This window comes from Methylococcus geothermalis, from assembly GCF_012769535.1.
Taxonomy (GTDB): domain Bacteria; phylum Pseudomonadota; class Gammaproteobacteria; order Methylococcales; family Methylococcaceae; genus Methylococcus; species Methylococcus geothermalis.
Genome location: NZ_CP046565.1, coordinates 402888 through 421265 on the forward strand (window position 1 = coordinate 402888; position 18378 = coordinate 421265).

The following is an 18378-nucleotide window of genomic DNA, read 5'->3' on the forward strand; positions in this document are numbered from 1 at the left end:
AGCCTGCGAGCCGACCTCCGGGAAAGGAGAAGCCGCGCCTTCCGAAGCCATGTGCCCGCCCGAGCCGATGCAGTTGAACATCGATGCGCCTTAAGGAGAAAATGCCCGCACAGAATTCTCAGGTCTTCTCGCCCCTTCCGAGGACACTCCAGTGCTCGCCACTTTCTTCCGAACCGCCGGGACAGCCTTGATCAGCTTCTGGGCGGGCTCGGCCATTGCCCTGCCCGACCTCGATCTCCGCGAAATCGCGGCAGGCATCTTCGTCCATCAGGGGCGGAACGAACTGCCCGATACCCACAATCGGGGAGAGATCGCCAATATCGGCTTCATCGCGGGCGAGCGCTGCGTCGCCGTGATCGACAGCGGAGGGAGCCCCGAACAGGGCCGGGCGCTGAAAGCCGCGGTCGCCGCCCGCACCACGGTGCCCGTGTGCTACGTGGTCAACACCCACGTCCACCCGGACCACATCTACGGCAACCGGGCCTTCAAGGCACCCGGCGTGTCGTTCGTCGGCCATCATAAGCTCGCCCGGGCGATGGCGATGCGCGCTCCGTATTACATCGAAAAAGCGTCGCGCGATCTGGGCCATGCGCTGACCGCGGAGGACTTCGTGCCTCCTGACCTGGTGGTGCAGGACAGGATGGAGCTCGATCTGGGCAGCCGGACCCTCACCCTCACCGCGCATGGCCCCGCCCACACCGACAACGACCTGAGCGTCTACGATGCCAAGACGGCGACGTTATGGGCGGCCGATCTCCTGTTCATGGGCCACGTGCCGGTCGTGGACGGCAGCCTGACCGGCTGGCTGAAGGAAATCGAGCGGCTGAAAGCCGTGCCGGCCAAACTGGCCGTCCCCGGCCATGGTCCGGCGGTCAGCGACTGGCCCGCGGCCATCGCCGCCGAGGAACGCTACCTCAGTGGTCTCGCGGACGAAGTCCGCGCGGCGATCAGACAGCACCGGACGATGGAGCAAGCCATGGAAACGGTCGGGATTTCGATGCGGAACGACTGGCAATTGTTCAGTGAATTCAACAAGAAGAACGTTGCCACCGCCTTCGCCGCGCTGGAATGGGAAGACGATTGAATATATAAGAGTATTCGCTCACAAACACACCGCCCGGAGGTCAACACATGCAAGCTGGAATCGTCCCTCGTATTTGGATATTGCTGCTCGGAATCACGGTCTCCGCCTGGGCGCAGGCGGCGGACCCGCAAGACGAAGGCGCATGGACGAGCGCGCTGCGGGCTCAGTATTTCGGCGACAAACCCATGGAAGAAGGCAATACCGTCATCGAACTGACGGCCCCTTATCGCGCCGAGGACCCGGCTCTGGTCCCCATCCAGATCACCGGCAAGATTCCGCAAAAGCCGGAGCAATACATCAAGCGGATCACCCTGATCATCGACAACAATCCGGTGCCCTTCGCCGCATCCTTCGACCTCACTCCGGCGACCGGCAAAGCCGACTTGGCGATGCGGGTTCGCGTCAACTCCTATACCTATGTCCGCGCCATCGCCGAGACCAGCGACGGCAAGCTCCATATGAACAAGGCTTTCGTCAAGGCCAGCGGCGGATGCTCCGCGCCCATCGGCTCGGACCTCGATGCCGCCATGGCGCGGCTTGGGAAAATGAAGTTCCGCACGGACGGCGACAAGCTCGCGCTGGGACAGGCCAACCCGGTCCAGCTCCTCATCAGCCACCCCAACATCACCGGGCTGCAGATGGACCAGATTTCGCGGCTGATCAAACCGCCGCACTATGTCGAGGAGGTCAAGGTGAGCTTCAACGGGGCGCCGGTCCTGACCGCCAAGACGGACATCGCCATCAGCGCCGATCCCCATTTCCGTTTCTATTTCGTGCCGGACAAGGCGGGGGAACTCAAGGCGGAAATCCGCGACAACCTGGGCAAAACCTTCACCGCCAGCCAGACCGTGACGGACTGATCAGGCGCGGGCCGCGGCCATCGTCGCGGCCACTTCCACCAGCACGATCAGGGTGCGATCGGGGAGGAACAGGCGCCGCTGGTCCGGCAGCGGACTGCCCTCCTCGGTTTCGCCAATGTCACAAGGCGATTCCATGGCGGTATCCACAGCCTTGAGCCAGACTCCACCACGAAGCGTGTCCGGCAGCCGGAAGCAAAGCCCCCCCTCCGTCGGATTGAACAGCAGGCAGAGCGGCCGTTCCTGCGCCCCGACCGCCCGGATGCAGCAACCCATGGCCGAATCGGCCTGCCAGTCGGGCTGGCCGCCGGCAGGATTGAACCAGAGGATGTCTTCCGGCCGGTAGAACTGCTCCCGCGACAGCACCGGATGGCGGGTGCGGAACGCGATCATCTTACGGACGAACTCGAAAAACGACCGGTTTTCGTCCAGCAAGCGCCAGTCGAACCAGGAAATGTCGTTATCCTGGCAATAGGCGTTGTTGTTGCCCTTCTGTGTCCGGCAAAATTCGTCGCCCCCCAGTATCATGGGCACACCCCTGGACAACAGCAGAGAGGCCATGAAGTTCTTCATCTGGCGCCGCCGGATGGCGTTGATTTCATGTTCGCCGCTCGGCCCTTCGCAGCCGTAATTGGCGCTGAAGTTATGGTCCGACCCGTCTCGGTTGTCCTCCCCGTTCGCGGTGTTGTGCTTGCACGCATAGCTGACCAGGTCGTTGAGCGTGAAACCGTCGTGACAGGTCACGAAGTTGATGCTGTTCACCGGCGCCTTGCCGGAATGCTCGTAGATGTCCGCGCTGCCGCACAGACGGCTGGCAAAGGCGCCCGCCATGCCCGGATCGCCGCGCCAGTAGCGGCGCACGTCGTCCCGGTACACCCCGTTCCATTCGCACCAGCGTTCGCCCGGGAAACGCCCCACCAGATAGGCACCGCCGGCATCCCAGGCCTCGGCGATGAGCTTGACGTCGCGCAGGATGGGATCTTCCGCGATCAGTTCCAGCAGCGGCGGATTCCGCACCAGATGCCCACTGCGGTCACGCCCCAGAATCGAGGCCAGATCGAACCGGAAACCGTCCACGTGCATCTCGACCACCCAGTACCGCAGACAGTCCAGGATATAGTTGCGCACCACCGGGTGATTGCAGTTGACGGTATTGCCGCAGCCCGAATAGTTGCGGTAGCGTCGGCGGTCTTCTTCCAGCAGGTAATAGATGCTGTTGTCAAGGCCGCGGAAATTCAGGATGGGGCCGGTCTCATCCCCTTCCGCGGTATGGTTGAACACCACGTCGAGGAGGACCTCGATGTCGGCCTCGTGCAGGGCCTTGACCATCTGCTTGAACTCTTCCACCTGACAGCCGGGATAGGCGCCGGTCCCGTAGCCCGCATGCGGGGCCTGGAAAGCGATGGTGTTGTAACCCCAGTAATTCCGCAGCCTCTCCCCGGTGACGGGGTTGTAGCGGGTCACTTCATAGGGGTTGAAAGCCTGCAGCGGCATCAGCTCCAGCGCGGTGATCCCGAGCTGCTTGAAATAAGGGATCTTGTCGATGACGCCGAGGTAGGTGCCGGGATGCCGGACCGCCGAGGAGGGATGAATGCTCAGACCCCGCACATGGGCCTCATAGATGACCAGCTCCGACCAAGGGTGCTTGAGCGGCCGGTCGTTGCCCCAGTCGAAATGGTCCGCCGTGACCAATGCCTTCGCCACCACCCCCCCCGGCCCACCGACCGCGGCTCCTGAAAACTCCCAATGCTCGGGGGTCACCAGAGCCGTGGCGTAAGGGTCCAGCAGCACCGCCTGCGGATCGAAACGATGGCCCCTATGCGGCTCATGCGGTCCGTCGACCTGAAAGGCGTATGCCAGGCCGCGGTGTGCGCCGTGCACCGCCACGTGCCAGATATCGCCGGTACGGTGGTGGTGGGGATCGAGATCGATGACCTGGTGAGGCTGGGCATCGGCCGGATCGGCGAACAGCAGCAGGCGGACCCGCGAGCCATGGCGGCTGAACAGGGAGAAATTGGCGTCCGTTTCCTGGAAATGAACGCCGAGGGGCAAGGGGGACCCCCTTGAATAATCGAATTGTGCAGGCACCGTCATCACAGCCGGACCTCGACCAAGACCGATCTCGAAAGACAAAGAAACGCGGCGAGCCGGAAGTGTATCATTAACTTCTTGCGCACCGGCTGTGGCCAGCGGGCAAATTCCCTAGAGCAATGATCGGGAACTTGTTCCGTCGGCACAGGTCTTACCTACTGCCACAGCCACCCGATGAGTGAGCATGATGGCATCAAACCAACACCAACTCAGGAGAAATCAGATGGCTACAACAACCGTTGGCGGCATCGCCGCTACCGACCGGCCGCTACTGGACAAGAAGTGGCTGGTTTTCGCACTGGCGATCTACACCGTGTTCTACATGTGGGTGCGCTGGTACGAAGGCGTCTACGGCTGGTCCGCCGGCCTGGACTCGTTCGCGCCGGAGTTCGAAACCTACTGGATGAACTTCCTGTACACCGAGATCGTCCTGGAAATCGTCACGGCTTCGATCCTGTGGGGCTACCTGTGGAAGACCCGCGACCGCAACCTGGCCGCGCTGAGCCCGCGGGAAGAACTGCGCCGCAACTTCACCCACCTGACCTGGCTGGTGGCCTACGCCTGGGCCATCTACTGGGGCGCCTCCTACTTCACCGAGCAGGACGGCACCTGGCATCAGACGATCGTGCGCGACACCGACTTCACCCCGTCGCACATCATCGAGTTCTATCTGAGCTACCCGATCTACATCATCACCGGCTTCGCGGCGTTCATCTACGCCAAGACGCGTCTGCCGTACTTCGCGAAGGGCATTTCGCTGCCGTACCTGGTGCTGGTGGTGGGTCCGTTCATGATTCTGCCGAACGTGGGTCTGAACGAATGGGGTCACACCTTCTGGTTCATGGAAGAGCTGTTCGTGGCACCGCTGCACTATGGCTTCGTGATCTTCGGCTGGCTGGCGCTGGCCGTCATGGGCACGCTGAGCCAGACCTTCTACAGCTTCTCGCACCTGTTCGAACACGAACTGTGCCCGGACATCCGCTGATGCCGGCGTAAGGCTCGCGGGGCAACCGCCCCTCGAGCGTCTCGGCGAAACTGGAAGAAGGGAGCCGCTGTCCGGCCTTATAAGCCCGGGCAGCGGCTTTTTTCGTTCCCGACAAGGCACACAGCCCACCAAACATCATTTGCATGACAACCACCTCATTGTTACGATCACATTTCAATGCCCCGCGGCGCTTATCGGCTGATCGCTCCGTGAACGCGCGACGATGCCTGCCGATCCCGCTCAGAAATCGCACCGGGATGACAAAACAAGAAAAAAAACAAACCGCCCTGCGATGGGGAAAAGCCGCGGTCGGCGGACGCTGGGGAATGGTCGCCTGGGGCATCTCGGGCGCCAGCGCCATGGCGGTGGCCGTGTGGGGACTGCAAACCGTCGCCATCCCGCTCATCATGCTGAAAACCGCGTCCTGGGGAATCTGGGGCATCGGGGTTTTCAAGGAATCCAGAGCCAATCTGAAACTGGGCCGCAACGGCCAATCCGCCCCGCCACGGCGCTGACGCCGCGCCATCGGCCTTTCAAGCTGGCGGCGGGCCCGCCCGATCCGCTAGACTAACCTCCCCACTCAGGTCCTCGGCACCATGCAGCAAGCACGGGACATCTTCTCGTATCGAAAATTCTGGGCCGCCCGCTTCGGCATCGCCCCCCAATTGCCGTTGACGCGCGCCGAGATGGAGCAGCTCGGCTGGGATTCCTGCGACGTCGTTCTGGTCACGGGAGATGCCTATGTCGACCACCCGAGCTTCGGCATGGCGCTGATCGGCCGACTGCTGGAAGCCCAGGGCTTCCGGGTCGGTATCCTGGCCCAGCCGGATTGGCACTCGGCCGAACCTTTCAAGGCATTCGGACGCCCCAATCTGTTCTTCGGCGTGACCGGCGGCAATATGGATTCCATGGTGAACCGCTATACCTCGGACCGCCGCATCCGCTCCAACGACGCCTATACCCCCGACGGCGCGGCCGACCGCCGCCCGGACCGCTGCGTGCTGGTCTATGCCCAGCGCTGCCGCGAAGCCTACAAAGACGTGCCCATCGTGCTGGGCGGCATCGAAGCGAGCCTGCGCCGGGTCGCGCACTACGATTACTGGTCCGACAAAGTCCGGCGCTCGGTGCTGGTCGACGCCAAAGCGGACCTCCTGGTCTACGGCAACGGCGAACGCCAGGTGGTCGAAATCGCCCACCGCCTCGCCGCCGGAGAAACCGTCTCCCGGCTCACCGATATTCGCGGCACCGCCTTCGTCCGCCGCAACCTGCCCGAGAACTGGAGCGAGGTCGATTCCACCACCATCGACCGGCCCGGAGCAATATCACGGCCACAGGACCCCTACCAGGAAACCCCGAAAGGCTGCGCCTCGCCGGCAGCTGTAGCCGGGGCTCACCCGCGCTTTACCTGCGATGCCCGCAACCCCGCCGACACGGTGATCCGCCTGCCGGATTTCGATTCGGTACGCGACGATCCGGTGCTCTACGCCCATGCCTCGCGGGTGCTGCACCAGGAGACCAACCCGCACAATGCCCGGGCCTTGGTCCAGCGCCATGGTGACAGCGACGTCTGGCTGAATCCTCCCGCCCTGCCGTTGACCACCAGGGAAATGGACCGGGTCTACGGCCTACCCTACAGCCGGGCGCCGCATCGGCACTACGCCGGCGCCCGCATCCCGGCCTTCGAGATGATCCAGCACTCGGTCACCATCATGCGCGGCTGCTTCGGCGGCTGCACCTTCTGCTCCATTACCGAGCACGAAGGGCGGATCATCCAGAGCCGGTCGGAAGACTCCATCATCCGCGAGGTCGAAACCATCCGCGACACCTCCCCGGCCTTCACCGGCGTGATCTCCGACCTGGGCGGCCCGACGGCCAACATGTACCGGCTGGCCTGCAAGAGCCGCGAGATCGAGGCGAGCTGCCGGCGGCCATCCTGCGTGTTTCCGGGCATCTGCAAGAACCTCGGCACCGACCACGGCCCGCTGATCCGGCTCTACCGCCGCGCCCGCCAGCTGCCCGGCATCAAGAAGATCCTGATCGGCTCGGGGCTACGCTACGACCTGGCCGTCACCTCCCCGGAATACGTCAAGGAACTGGTGACCCACCACGTGGGCGGTTATCTCAAGATCGCCCCCGAACACACCGAGCCGGGGCCGCTTTCCAAGATGATGAAGCCGGGCATCGGCACCTATGACCGGTTCAAGGCGATGTTCGACAACTACTCGCGCGAAGCCGGGAAAGAACAGTACCTCATCCCCTATTTCATTGCCGCCCATCCCGGCACCACCGACGAGGACATGCTGAACTTGGCGCTGTGGCTCAAGAAGAACGGCTTTCGCGCCGACCAGGTGCAGGCCTTCCTGCCCTCGCCCATGGCGGTGGCCACGGCCATGTTTCACAGCCGCAAGAATCCGCTGCACCGGATCACTCGCACCAGCGAAACGGTGGAAACGCCGCGCAAACTGACCCAGCGCCGGCTGCACAAAGCCTTTCTGCGCTACCACGATCCGGAAAACTGGCCGCTGCTGCGGGAAGCCCTGAAGCGGATGGGCCGCGCCGACCTGATCGGCAACGGCAAGCACCATCTGATCCCGGCCTGGCAGCCGCAAGGGAAGGGCACGGCCAAAACCGGGGCGAGCCCGAAAGCCACTCCCTTCCGAACCCAGCACACCGGCTTGCCGCCGCAAGGCAGGAAGCCGGCGCGCCGCAAATTGCGGAAAGGGGCGTAGCCGAGCCCCCCCCCAAGCCTAAATTTCAAGCCAAGAAAAAGAAGAGGTCATCCGTCATGTGGGATTTCAGTCTGCTTTCGGCCACGCGCACCCTCGAGAAGAGCATGGCCTTCGTGCTCCACCGCTGGCTCATCTATCTCGGCGTGGGCCTCGCCTACATCTTCGGCGCGATCATCGGCGCCGGCACGACCATCGGCATCGGTTCGCTCAGTTCCAATCCGACCGCATTCGCCGCCGCCGGCGCCTGGGTCGGGATGGGCATCGTCGGCTGGGTCCTGTACAAGTTCCGTAACGCCTTCCTGACCGGGGTTCAGGCTCGCAACGCCGCGCTGCTTGGCGCGGAAGCGCTGAAGCAACCCATTCCGAAGGGCAAGGGCCAGATCGAATTTGCCCGCAGCCGGGTCGCCGAACGCTTTCCCGCCCCCCAAGAGCTCAACTCCGTCCTCGCCGCCATGCGCGCCGTGCTGTTCGCCTTGCCCGGCTGGCGGGAAACGCCACCGCAAACCCAACCGCAACGCTGGCTGCTCCAGGCGAAGGGCATGCTTGCAAGCACCGAAACGCTGACCCTGCTCGGCTATCACTTCGCCCATCCGGCAAACGACCTTCGCCAGTCGGCAAGGGAAGGCCTGCTCATCCTGGCCGCACATTTCCCGAAAATTCTGCGCAACCGGCTGTACCTGTTCGCCTTCGGCTGGCTAGGATGTCTCGTGACCTTCCCGGTCATGCTGGTGGCCGTCCGGAGCATTCTGGCGGGGCTTCCGCTCGATCCGGGCATCTGGCCCTATGTGTTCGCCTTCCTGCTGGCTTGGACCATCAAGTCGGCTTTTCTGGATGCGATCGCCCTGGCCGCCATGCTCGACTTCTTCTTGAAGCTCCCCGCCCCCGAGAACGGCGCCGAACTTGCCGATGTCTTGGCGCGGGACTTCCCCGCCTTCGCCGACATCTGCGCCCAGACGGCAACGTGACAACCGACCGGACACCGACACCGCAGGTAGCCCATGACGGGGGCCATGGACATGCCCTGGCAATGGAGTCGTGACGGGAAGAAGTAGCTCTAATGCGAGCCCAGCTGCTCAAGAATTGAGCAATTTGGCGGGCAATGGACGCACTGCCCCCTACCCCCGAAGTGTCAGCGTGTCGGGGACGCACTTGGGAAAGGCTACGGAGAGGCCAAGGCGCGAGCGGCAAGAAGGAAGGTTTCGCGCAGTGGATGGTGGGAGGCGAACAGGATGCGGATACGCCGAGTATTGCGAATCACCGCCGCGCCGATCTTGAGCAACTTCACCCGGATCGTCGCCGCTGTGGCGTTGGCCAACTCCGTGCCCGATAGCGCCATCTCCCGCAAGCGTTGCATCAGGGTATACGCCAGGCCTGCCAGGAGCACGCGCAGCCAGTTGGCCAGGAACTTCTGGCTGCTGGCGCGCGTGCCGAAGAGATCGAGCTGGGTCTCCTTGATCCGGTTCTCTGCCTCTCCCCGCTGGCAGTAGAGCTCGTCGTAGAGCGACTGGGCGGGCAGATCGAGGTTGGTGACGATGAACCGGGGGTTGGTTCCCTGAGCGCCAAACTCCAGCCGCGTGATGATGCGACGTTCTTTGTCCCAGGATTCTGCGGCGTAACGAAACTCGCGAATCAGCCGCTGCTTGCTTCCCGTTGCCTGGTATTGGGCTTCCATCTCCCGCTCCCAGCCCTCCACGATGCGGTGCAGCCGGGCATTTCTCGCCACCCCGATGACGTAGCCCACGGTGTTTCGCTCACACCAGCGAATCAGTCGCTGCCGACAGAACCCCGAATCACCTCGCACGATGATGCGAACCTCGGGCCAGACCTGACGCAGCCGGGTCACCAGCAGCTTGATGACCGCAGCAGCGTGCTTGGCGCCGTCAATGCGGCTGTTGCGCAGCACACAGGCAAGCAGGGCTTTGCCCGCAAAGACGTACAGCGGCAGGTAGCAGTAGTGGTCGTAGTAGGCGTGGAACTGGGCGCCTTCCTGCTCGCCATGCAAGGGAATATCGGAGGCGTCGATGTCGAGCACGAGCTCCTCCGGGGGAACCTCGTGGCTGGCGATGAACTGCTCGACGAGTACCCGGTTGAGGGCCAGCACATCGGCGCGCGTGGCGCGCCGTTCCATGCGGCACAGTGTCGGGCTGCTGCCCAGGTCTTCGACCACGTCCACCGCGGTTTGCATCAAAGGATCGCGCCGCAGCTGCGCGTGATCGTTGAGGTCTTCGTAGCCGCAGCACAGGCCGTAGAGACGCTGGGCGATGAGACTGCGCAGGCTGTGCTTGATGAGCGAAGGATCGCGCGGATCGGCAAGCGCGGCTGCCACCGCAGCCGATAGTCCGATTCTGCGATCGACCTCACGCAACAGCATCAGACCGCCGTCGGAGCCGATCGCTCCCCCCTGGAAATTGGCTTCGACAATGCGCCGCCCGAGGCGCCCAAACTTCATCTCATCGGCGGTACACTTTGGCATCGGCACAGTCCCCCAGAAATCTGCTTCGAACCCTGATTTTATGCGGGGTTAAAGACTGTGCCGACCTTATGACGGTGAAATATCCTGGTTAAGGAGACATCATGATCCGCAGCATGACGGCTTTCGGGGCCGCGCAAGGGACGGTGGACAATTGGCGGGTGAGCTGGGACTTGCGCGCCGTCAATCACCGCTATCTCGACCTCGGCCTGCGCCTGCCGGATCCGCTGCGCGGCCTGGAGCTGGAGGTGCGCAACAGGATCGGCGAGTCGTTCAAACGGGGCAGGGTGGAATGCACCCTGGCCTGGAAACCCTTGGCTCAGGAAGCCGGCCCGACACGCGTCGATCCGGAACTGGTACGCGGCCTGCTCGATGCGCTGCGTCACATCGAAGCACTGGAGGAAAGGGCCTGGGCCCGCTGCAGCGCGATCGATTTGCTGCGTTGGCCTGGCGTCATGCAGGAGAGTGAGCCGGACATCGCCGCGCTGGGACCCGGGATTCTCGCCCTGCTGGACCAAGCCCTGGCCGAAGCCTTGGCGTTCCGGGAGCGCGAGGGCGCCCAGATCGCCGCCCTGCTGGACAACCGCTGCGCCGACATCCGGAACGCGGTCCGAGCGGTGCAGGCGCGCCTGCCGACGGTTCTGGTGGGGCTCAGGGAAAAGCTGATGGCCCGTCTGGCCGAGGTGACGGCCACCCCCGATGCCTCTCGCCTCGAGCAGGAACTGGTCTACCTCGCGCAGAAGATGGACGTCGCCGAGGAGCTGGACCGGCTGACCGCGCATACCACCGAAATGCAGCACATCCTCACCCAGCGTGAGCCGGCGGGACGCCGGCTCGACTTCCTGCTGCAGGAAATGAACCGCGAGGCCAATACGCTGGCGTCCAAGTCGGCCGACCTCGAAACCACCCGCGCCGCCGTGGACATCAAGGTACTGATCGAGCAGATGCGCGAACAGGTCCAGAACGTGGAGTGATCATTCCTCCCGGCAGGGCCGGGCACCCATAGCCATGCTCCGGACCGCCTTGCGACGTTCCGGCCGATCCGCACGGAACGCCCCGGGCGTATCGCCGAAGCGCCGCCGGAACAGTCGGTTGAAATAGGTGAAATCGCTGAATCCCGTGGCAAATGCGATCTCGCCGATACGCAAACGGTCGCATCCCGGATCCTCCAGCATGCGCTTTGCCTGCTCCAGGCGCAGGCGGTTGACCGTTTCAGTGAAACTCTCCCCGCTCTCCGCCATCAGACGGTGCAGATAGCTTTCGGAAATCCCCAGCGCGGCCGCGGCCGTTTTCACCGAGAGACGGTCATCCCGGTAGTGCTGTTCCAGATATTTCAACAATGCCGTCCGCCTCGCGGCGCGCAGCCCTCCCCGCCCGGACTGATACGCCGCGTCGCTCCTTGGCTCCAGCAACAGGGCGATGATGTCCAGCACGTGCTCCCCGGCGAGTTCGTTCAATTCGGGCTGCTGCAAGGCCGCATCATTGCTGAACACGAGATCGAGGTATTGGACCAGGAGACTCAACGGTTGGCGGGCGGAAATGACCTCGGCCAGATGGCGCTCAGCCCGTGGGACACGCTGCAACAATCCCTTCCTGGGCAAGTGCAGGCAGTAGCCTTGATAGCGATCGATCCCCGATTTCGACAAGATGGACACGATGCCGGGCTGATCACTGGCCAACAGGGTGCCGCTCAGTCCGACCATCTCGGCGTGGCGTCCTGCCTGAACGATACGTGAACCGCCGCGGAGGCAAAGGTGGAACCCGAAATCGTCAGAGTCATGTGCCCGGACCGATTCGGGCGTGCGGATGTAATCCGCGCCGCTCAACTCGTTTCGCCCAACACCCACCGCACCGAGACTCACAAAGCGGCAGCGGGCGAAAAATGGACAGGGGTCGGTAGGCACGATATCGAGACCCCACATCTTTGAGCAGAACACTTCCCGCCAACTGTCGAAACGATCACGTTCGGGCAGGGCAGCGGAATCAAACAATAGTTCGCTATTCATGGTTGACGCCTCCGTCGCGGACACAACCCACAGACAGGCGGGCGAAAAGGCAATGCGGGTGGTTTTGGCATCTCACCGGCCCACACACGTCCGGAAGACGTATGACGGCGGATACCCGCCGAAGGACGTCTTCTTTCCGAAGGGATGCCGAGTCTCCCGGCATTTCCCATCTCTCAAGTAAAGAATAGTCCTATTGGAATACATGATTGTCCAAGAACTCAGACGAATGCTTTGGTAGGGTTAAATGAACAGGGGTTCCGAGGGCAGGTTTCGCACATCGCCATCCTGCCCCCGAAAGCACATGCATCAACAACGCTGTCGATCATGCCTCGAAAATCATCGCCCGCAACAAGGAACATCGAGCATCCAAGCGAACCGCAGGTTCCAAAAGCGGACGGCGCGGACGGCAAAGGGGTCGAAAGGTACGGACATCGGCGCAGGCAACGCGGCGTGCCTACGATGTTCCCGATCATCAGGGAATACATCCGGGATCAACATGGCAAAGTCCGGTTTGAACGACTGCGGCAAGCGGAAAACCATTTGCTGCGCTTCATCGAAATCGCCGGCGACAGACCGCTTTCGGAATACCGCAGTCCCGATGTGACCGCCTTCGCACACGAGCTGTCGGAACGGCGGCGGTTGTCCGCTTCCACAGTCAACGGCCACCTGAGCTCGCTTTCCGCCTTGTTCAACTGGGCCATCGCTCAAAAGCGCCATGCTCTCGCGGAAAACCCTTGCAGCGGCTGCAAGCTGCCGGCGGGCGCGGTGATCGCGGAGCAACGCCAGCAGGCCGCGGAAAAGCCTTTCACGCATGAACAGTTGCGGGCTTTTTTCGAGGGCGACGAGACCCGGGCCGATTTCGACATGCCTTACAAATACTGGGTTCCTCTGATTCAACTGCACACCGGTGCGCGCATTGGAGAAATCTGCCAGCTTGAACCGAAGGACATCGCCCTGCTGGACAACCGGATTCCGGCTTTCCGGTTCGTGGCATCGACCGCTCGGGGGAAGTCCGAACGCAGGGTGCCGGTACATCCGAAACTGATCGACCTCGGTCTATTGGCTTACATCGAAGGCGTCTCGGGCCTCGATACCCTGTGGCCCGGCTTGATCATCCCCCGGCTGGGCAGCAAGGGACAAAATGTGGGGATGTGGCTGAGCAGGCATCTGGAAAGACACGGGCTGAAACGGAGTGGCCGGCGGACCGAAGCATTTCGCTCCACTTTTCAGCACTACATGAGATTGGCCGGCGTCCCGGAACTCCATATCAATGCCATACTCGGCCATAGGGACAGGAAGTCCGCGGGCACGGCAAGAAAACCTCTCTGGGCGACCCAGCCCGACGCCTTGCTGAATTCGCTCGCAAAGCTGGATTACGAGATCGAATTCTGCTCATACGCCGGCCTCGTACCCGCCGAACACTGAGCGACCGCCGTCCGTTTCCTTTCCAGGGGCGGAGCGGATTCTTGGTTTACACGTCGAGATTCGCCACCTGCAGCGCGTTGCGCTCGATGAAGTCGCGCCGCGGCTCCACCTGATCCCCCATCAAGGTGGTGAACACCTCGTCCGCCGCGATGGCGTCCTCGATCCGGACCTGCAACAAGCGGCGGGTGTTGGCATCGAGGGTCGTTTCCCAAAGCTGCTCGGGGTTCATCTCCCCCAGCCCCTTGTAACGCTGGATATGCTGTCCTTTCTTGGCTTCGCCCAGCATCCATTCGAACGACTCCTTGAACGAACGCACCGGCCGGCGCTCGTTATCGAAGCAGATCGCACTGGTATCGCCGAACAAACCGGCCACCGTCTGGCCGAAGGCGCTCAGAGCGGCATAGTCATTACCGCCAAAGAATCCCGCACTGACTTCGAAGGCCCGCTCCACCCCGTGCAAGCGGCGAGTCACTTGCACGACGAAGTCGTCTGAAGACGCTCCGGCCCGCACCTCAATGCGATAGCGCGCCGGTCCTTCCCCATTCAGAATTTGCTCGAGCTCCGCGAACCACTCGCGGCAGCGGTCGAAGTCGCCCGACTCCGCGGCGGACAAAGGCGGGTGCACCGTCAACGCCTCCAGGAACGCCTCGTCATATCGGTGGCTGAGCCTGTCGATCAGCTTTCTGACATGCAAGTACGCATGCGCCAGCTTCTCCAGGCCCTGTCCCTGAATGGGCGGGGTTTCCTCATTGACCACGAGCCGCGCCTTGTCTATGGCCAATTGCAGCAGATATTCGTTGAGTTCGGCGTCATCCTTGACATAGTGCTCCTGCCGTCCCTTCTTGACCTTGTAAAGCGGAGGCTGCGCGATGTACACATGGCCGCGGTCGACCAATTCCGGCATCTGGCGGTAGAAAAAGGTCAGGAGCAGAGTGCGGATATGAGAGCCGTCGATGTCGGCGTCCGTCATGATGATGATACGGTGATAGCGCAGCTTGTCCGGGTTGTATTCCTCCCGGCCGATGCCGCAGCCCAATGCCGTAATGAGGGTCCCGACCTCTTCCGAGGACAGCATCTTGTCGAACCGCGCCCGTTCCACGTTCAGGATCTTGCCCTTGAGCGGAAGAATGGCTTGGCTGCGCCGGTCGCGCCCTTGCTTGGCGGAGCCGCCGGCGGAATCGCCCTCGACGATGAACAGCTCGGACAGGGCGGGGTCCTTCTCCTGGCAATCGGCCAGCTTGCCGGGAAGGCCCGCGATATCCAGCGCGGACTTGCGGCGCGTCATCTCCCTGGCCTTTCGGGCCGCTTCCCGAGCGCGGGCCGCGTCGACGACCTTATTGGCGATGGTGCGCGCAATCGACGGATTCTCCAGCAGGAAGTCGTTCAGCTTCTCCGCCATGACCGACTCGACCACGGATTTCACCTCGGATGAAACCAGCTTTTCCTTGGTCTGCGACGAGAACTTGGGATCGGGCACCTTCACCGACAGCACGGCGGTCAGACCTTCGCGAGCATCGTCGCCCACCGTGGCGACTTTCTGCTTCTTCAGCAGCCCCTGATCTTCGATGTACTGGTTCACGGTGCGGGTGAGCGCCGCCCGGAAACCAGCCAGGTGAGTACCGCCGTCGCGCTGGGGGATGTTGTTGGTGTAGCAGAAGACGTTTTCCTGATAGGAATCGTTCCACTGCATGGCGATCTCGACACCGACGCCATCCCGCTCGGCCTGAAGATAGAACACCTTGTCGAACAACGGCGTCTTGTTCTTGTTCAGATGCTCGACGAAGGCCTTGATGCCACCCTCGAACTCGAACACCTCGCCTTTGCCGCTGCGCTTGTCCTCGAGCTCGATACGCACGCCGGAATTTAGGAAGGACAACTCCCGCAGACGCTTGGCGAGAATGTCATAATGGAACTCGATGTTGGAAAAAATCCGGGCGCTGGGCTTGAACCGCACCGTGGTGCCGGTGGTGTCCGCCGGGCCGACTTCGGCCAGCGGTGCCTGCGGCTCGCCTTCCCGGTATTCCTGCGTATAGCGCTTGCCACCCCGGCAAATTTCCAGCCAGAGCCTTTCCGACAGCGCGTTGACCACGGATACGCCCACGCCGTGCAACCCGCCGGATACCTTGTAGGCATTGTCGTCGAACTTGCCGCCTGCATGGAGTACCGTCATGATGACTTCGGCCGCCGAGCGCCCCTCTTCGGGATGAATGTCGACCGGAATTCCGCGACCGTCATCGGATACCGTGACCGATTCGTCCTCGTGCACCGTCACGCGGATGCGTTTGCAATAGCCAGCCATGGCCTCGTCGACCGCGTTGTCCACGACCTCGAAAACCATATGATGCAGCCCCGTGCCGTCGTCGGTATCGCCGATGTACATCCCCGGGCGCTTGCGCACCGCATCGAGCCCTTTGAGAATCTTGATGTGGGAACTGTCGTATTGGTTAGGCTTGGTAGTCATTCGATCGGGTCTCTGGTTTGCTCATTCGTCGGCCAGGATGCGGCCGTGTTCCACGTGGAACATTCTGGCGGTGTGTCCGGCCGTGACCCATCCAAGATCGTTACCGGAAAAAGTGATAAAGGACTGAATGCCGGTTGATTTCAACAAGCTCAGCAGCTTCTCTTGATTGCGGGGATCCAGTTCCGAGGCGATGTCGTCGACCAGCAGGCAGGCTCGCCCCGGCTGATCCTCTTCCAACCGGCAAGCTTGCGCCAGCAAAAGCGCGTATGTCAGGAGCTTCAACTGACCACGCGAAAAAAAATCCTTCGCCGGCCGTCCGCCGATCAAGACCGTGAAGTCCCCCTTGTGCGGACCGGGCTCCGTGTATCCCCGCCTGCGATCCATCGCGACGGATGCGGCGAGGGCTTCCGCATAGGACCAGCCCGTTCTCCAGCCCTGCCGGACGACCAGCTCGGCATCGAGCGGGCCAAGCAAGGCGGATGATATTTTCGCGAACTGGCCCCGAATGCGCTCGACGTACGCCGACCGCGCTTCAGCGATCATTGTACCCCATCGCGCCACCTCCCCCGACCATGCCTCCAGATTCGACCGGGAAGCATCCGTCCGGAGAGCCGTGTTGCGCTGATCAAGCGCCCTCGAAAAGCGGCGCAAGAGATCGAGGTACTCTTGTTCCACGTGGAACACTCCCCAGTCGAGCATCTGCCTTCTCAATCGAGGCGGACCATCGAGCAACGCGACACTGGCCGGCTGGGTCAAGACCGCGGGGAATAGCCGGATCAAGTGCGCACTCGAGTCGCAGTGTCGACCGCCCACCCGAACTTCCTTAGCGTTGCGCCCGAGACGAAGGCCTACGGTGGTGCCCCCACCGGGTTGTCCGATCCGGCCGGCGACGGTAAGAAACGGCTGATCGAATCGGATGATGCGATGGGGCTGGGACGAGCGAAAAGATTTACCCCGGCTGAGCAGATAGATCGCCTCGAGCAACGAGGTCTTGCCGCTGCCGTTGGCGCCGAACAGCAGATTGAGCCCCTCGCCGGGACTCAGACTTGCGGATTCAATGTTCCGGACATCGGCAACATCGAGCCTCAACAGTGCCATGCTGTCCCGACAGTTTCAACGCCGTTGCTCTTCGAGTCCGGCCATTCCGCCATCAAAGACGCATCGGCATCACGACGAAGCGATGCCTGGCATCGGACAGGTCCTCGATCAGACAACTGCCATTGGCGTCGGTAAACGACATCCGCACCGAATCCGAAGCCACCGCGTTGATCGCATCCAGCAGATAAGTGGCATTGAAGCCGACCGAGAACGGGTCGCCGGACACTTCGGCCGACACTTCGTCCTCCGCCTCCTCATGCTCCGGATTTTGCGCCCTCAACCTGACGGCGCCTTCTCCCACTTCAAGGCTGACCCCCTTGAATTTCTCATTCGACAGCACGGCGACCCGTGTCAGCGCGCTGCGCAACTCGAAGCGATCGACCACGACGATGCGGGAAGCCGCCTTCGGGATCACGCGCTCGTAATCCGGGTAACGCCCTTCGACCAGCTTCGCCGCGAAGCTGAATGCAGCGAACGCAACCCTGACGTTGTTTGCGGATATCTGCACGCGCGCCGTCTCTTCGACGTGGGCCAGAAGACGCCCCAGCTCGAGAACGCCCTTGCGGGGCATGATGATCTGCCGGGCGACATCTCGAATTCCTTCGACGGATTCCTCGAACAATGCCAGCCGGTGGCCGTCAGACGCCACGGTACGGATCCGGCCTTGCCTGATTTCCACGAGCAGGCCATTGAGATAGTAGCGCACATCCTGCTGCGCCATGGCGAATGCGGTCTTCTCGATGGCGCGCCGCAAGACCTGGGCCTCGCACCCGAACTCCACCTCTGGATCGCCATGCTCGAAGTTCGGGTAGTTCTCCGCCGGCAGCGCCCCCAAAGCGAAACGGCTCTTGCCGCATTGGAGCAGCACCCGCTCCGGTTTGACTTCGAAGCCCAGCTCGCTTCCTTCCGGCAGGAGCCGGCAGATGTCCATCAACTTGCGCGCTGGCACCGTGAAACGCCCGGCCTCGCCGCCGTCGGCGGCCGAGCTGGCGATGAGCTGCACCTCCAGATCGGTTCCGGTCAACTCCACCCGGCCGGAACCCACCTCGATCAGCACGTTCGCAAGAATCGGCAAGGTTTGGCGCCGCTCGATGACGCCGATGATCTGTTGCAGCGGCAATAACAAATCTTCCCGCAAGATACGGAACTTCATGGCTTGGCCCTTATCGAAA

14 protein-coding genes are annotated in these 18378 nt (G+C 62.5%); 8 read left to right on the top strand and 6 right to left on the bottom strand.

Translation table 11 applies throughout. From position 1 onward, the window contains the following. Positions 1-151 precede the first annotated feature (151 nt). Positions 152-1084, top strand: coding sequence for a quinoprotein relay system zinc metallohydrolase 2 (locus tag GNH96_RS01885; protein ID WP_228719975.1), 933 nt, complete (start codon positions 152-154; stop codon positions 1082-1084). A 47-nt stretch (positions 1085-1131) separates the two neighbouring features. Beyond that, complete coding sequence (locus GNH96_RS01890) at positions 1132-1944, top strand: quinoprotein dehydrogenase-associated SoxYZ-like carrier (protein WP_169601757.1); 813 nt, start codon at positions 1132-1134, stop codon at positions 1942-1944. Here the strand turns inward: GNH96_RS01890 and glgX are convergent, their stop codons facing one another. After that, positions 1945-3993: a glycogen debranching protein GlgX gene (glgX, locus tag GNH96_RS01895; protein ID WP_267313387.1), complete on the bottom strand. Its 2049-nt coding sequence runs from the start codon at positions 3991-3993 to the stop codon at positions 1945-1947. It abuts the gene before it with no gap. Positions 3994-4255: 262 nt separating this feature from the next. Between glgX and amoC the strand changes: the two genes are divergently transcribed. The 4 genes from amoC to GNH96_RS01915 all read left to right on the top strand — a co-directional run bounded on the left by amoC (position 4256) and on the right by GNH96_RS01915 (position 8711). Next, positions 4256-5017, top strand: coding sequence for a bacterial ammonia monooxygenase, subunit AmoC (gene amoC / locus GNH96_RS01900; protein WP_169601761.1), 762 nt, complete (start codon positions 4256-4258; stop codon positions 5015-5017). A 257-nt stretch (positions 5018-5274) separates the two neighbouring features. Continuing rightward, the gene (locus GNH96_RS01905) at positions 5275-5532 is read left to right on the top strand and encodes a hypothetical protein (protein WP_169601763.1); all 258 of its coding nucleotides are present in this window, start codon (positions 5275-5277) and stop codon (positions 5530-5532) included. An 81-nt stretch (positions 5533-5613) separates the two neighbouring features. Continuing rightward, positions 5614-7746, top strand: a complete 2133-nt coding sequence (locus tag GNH96_RS01910) for a YgiQ family radical SAM protein (protein ID WP_169601765.1) — start codon at positions 5614-5616, stop codon at positions 7744-7746. A 56-nt stretch (positions 7747-7802) separates the two neighbouring features. Beyond that, entirely contained in the window at positions 7803-8711 is a 909-nt protein-coding gene (locus GNH96_RS01915) for a hypothetical protein (RefSeq protein WP_169601766.1), read from the top strand. Between the two features lie 194 nt (positions 8712-8905). On the opposite strand, the gene GNH96_RS01920 is transcribed toward GNH96_RS01915, so the two are convergent. Next, positions 8906-10219 (bottom strand): IS1380 family transposase, encoded by a 1314-nt coding sequence (locus tag GNH96_RS01920; protein ID WP_169601768.1) that lies wholly within the window; start codon positions 10217-10219, stop codon positions 8906-8908. Positions 10220-10320: 101 nt separating this feature from the next. Here GNH96_RS01920 and GNH96_RS01925 point away from each other — a divergent pair, with 101 nt between their 5' ends. Further along, positions 10321-11190, top strand: a complete 870-nt coding sequence (locus GNH96_RS01925; RefSeq protein WP_169601770.1) for a YicC/YloC family endoribonuclease — start codon at positions 10321-10323, stop codon at positions 11188-11190. On the opposite strand, the gene GNH96_RS01930 is transcribed toward GNH96_RS01925, so the two are convergent. Continuing rightward, a complete protein-coding gene (locus GNH96_RS01930; protein ID WP_169601772.1) occupies positions 11191-12222 on the bottom strand; it encodes an AraC family transcriptional regulator in 1032 nt (343 codons plus the stop codon). It lies immediately after the preceding gene. Between the two features lie 459 nt (positions 12223-12681). Here GNH96_RS01930 and GNH96_RS01935 point away from each other — a divergent pair, with 459 nt between their 5' ends. Further along, complete coding sequence (locus tag GNH96_RS01935) at positions 12682-13647, top strand: site-specific integrase (protein ID WP_228720077.1); 966 nt, start codon at positions 12682-12684, stop codon at positions 13645-13647. 46 nt (positions 13648-13693) lie between these two features. On the opposite strand, the gene gyrB is transcribed toward GNH96_RS01935, so the two are convergent. Genes gyrB through dnaN form a run of 3 tightly spaced genes read right to left on the bottom strand, consistent with a single transcriptional unit; the run spans position 13694 to position 18359 of the window. Then, entirely contained in the window at positions 13694-16108 is a 2415-nt protein-coding gene (gene gyrB / locus GNH96_RS01940; protein WP_169601774.1) for a DNA topoisomerase (ATP-hydrolyzing) subunit B, read from the bottom strand. A gap of 21 nt (positions 16109-16129) precedes the next feature. Beyond that, positions 16130-17206: a DNA replication/repair protein RecF gene (recF, locus tag GNH96_RS01945; RefSeq protein ID WP_169601776.1), complete on the bottom strand. Its 1077-nt coding sequence runs from the start codon at positions 17204-17206 to the stop codon at positions 16130-16132. A 52-nt stretch (positions 17207-17258) separates the two neighbouring features. Beyond that, on the bottom strand, positions 17259-18359 hold the full coding sequence (dnaN, locus tag GNH96_RS01950; RefSeq protein ID WP_169601778.1) for a DNA polymerase III subunit beta: 1101 nt from the start codon (positions 18357-18359) through the stop codon (positions 17259-17261). Positions 18360-18378 lie beyond the last annotated feature (19 nt).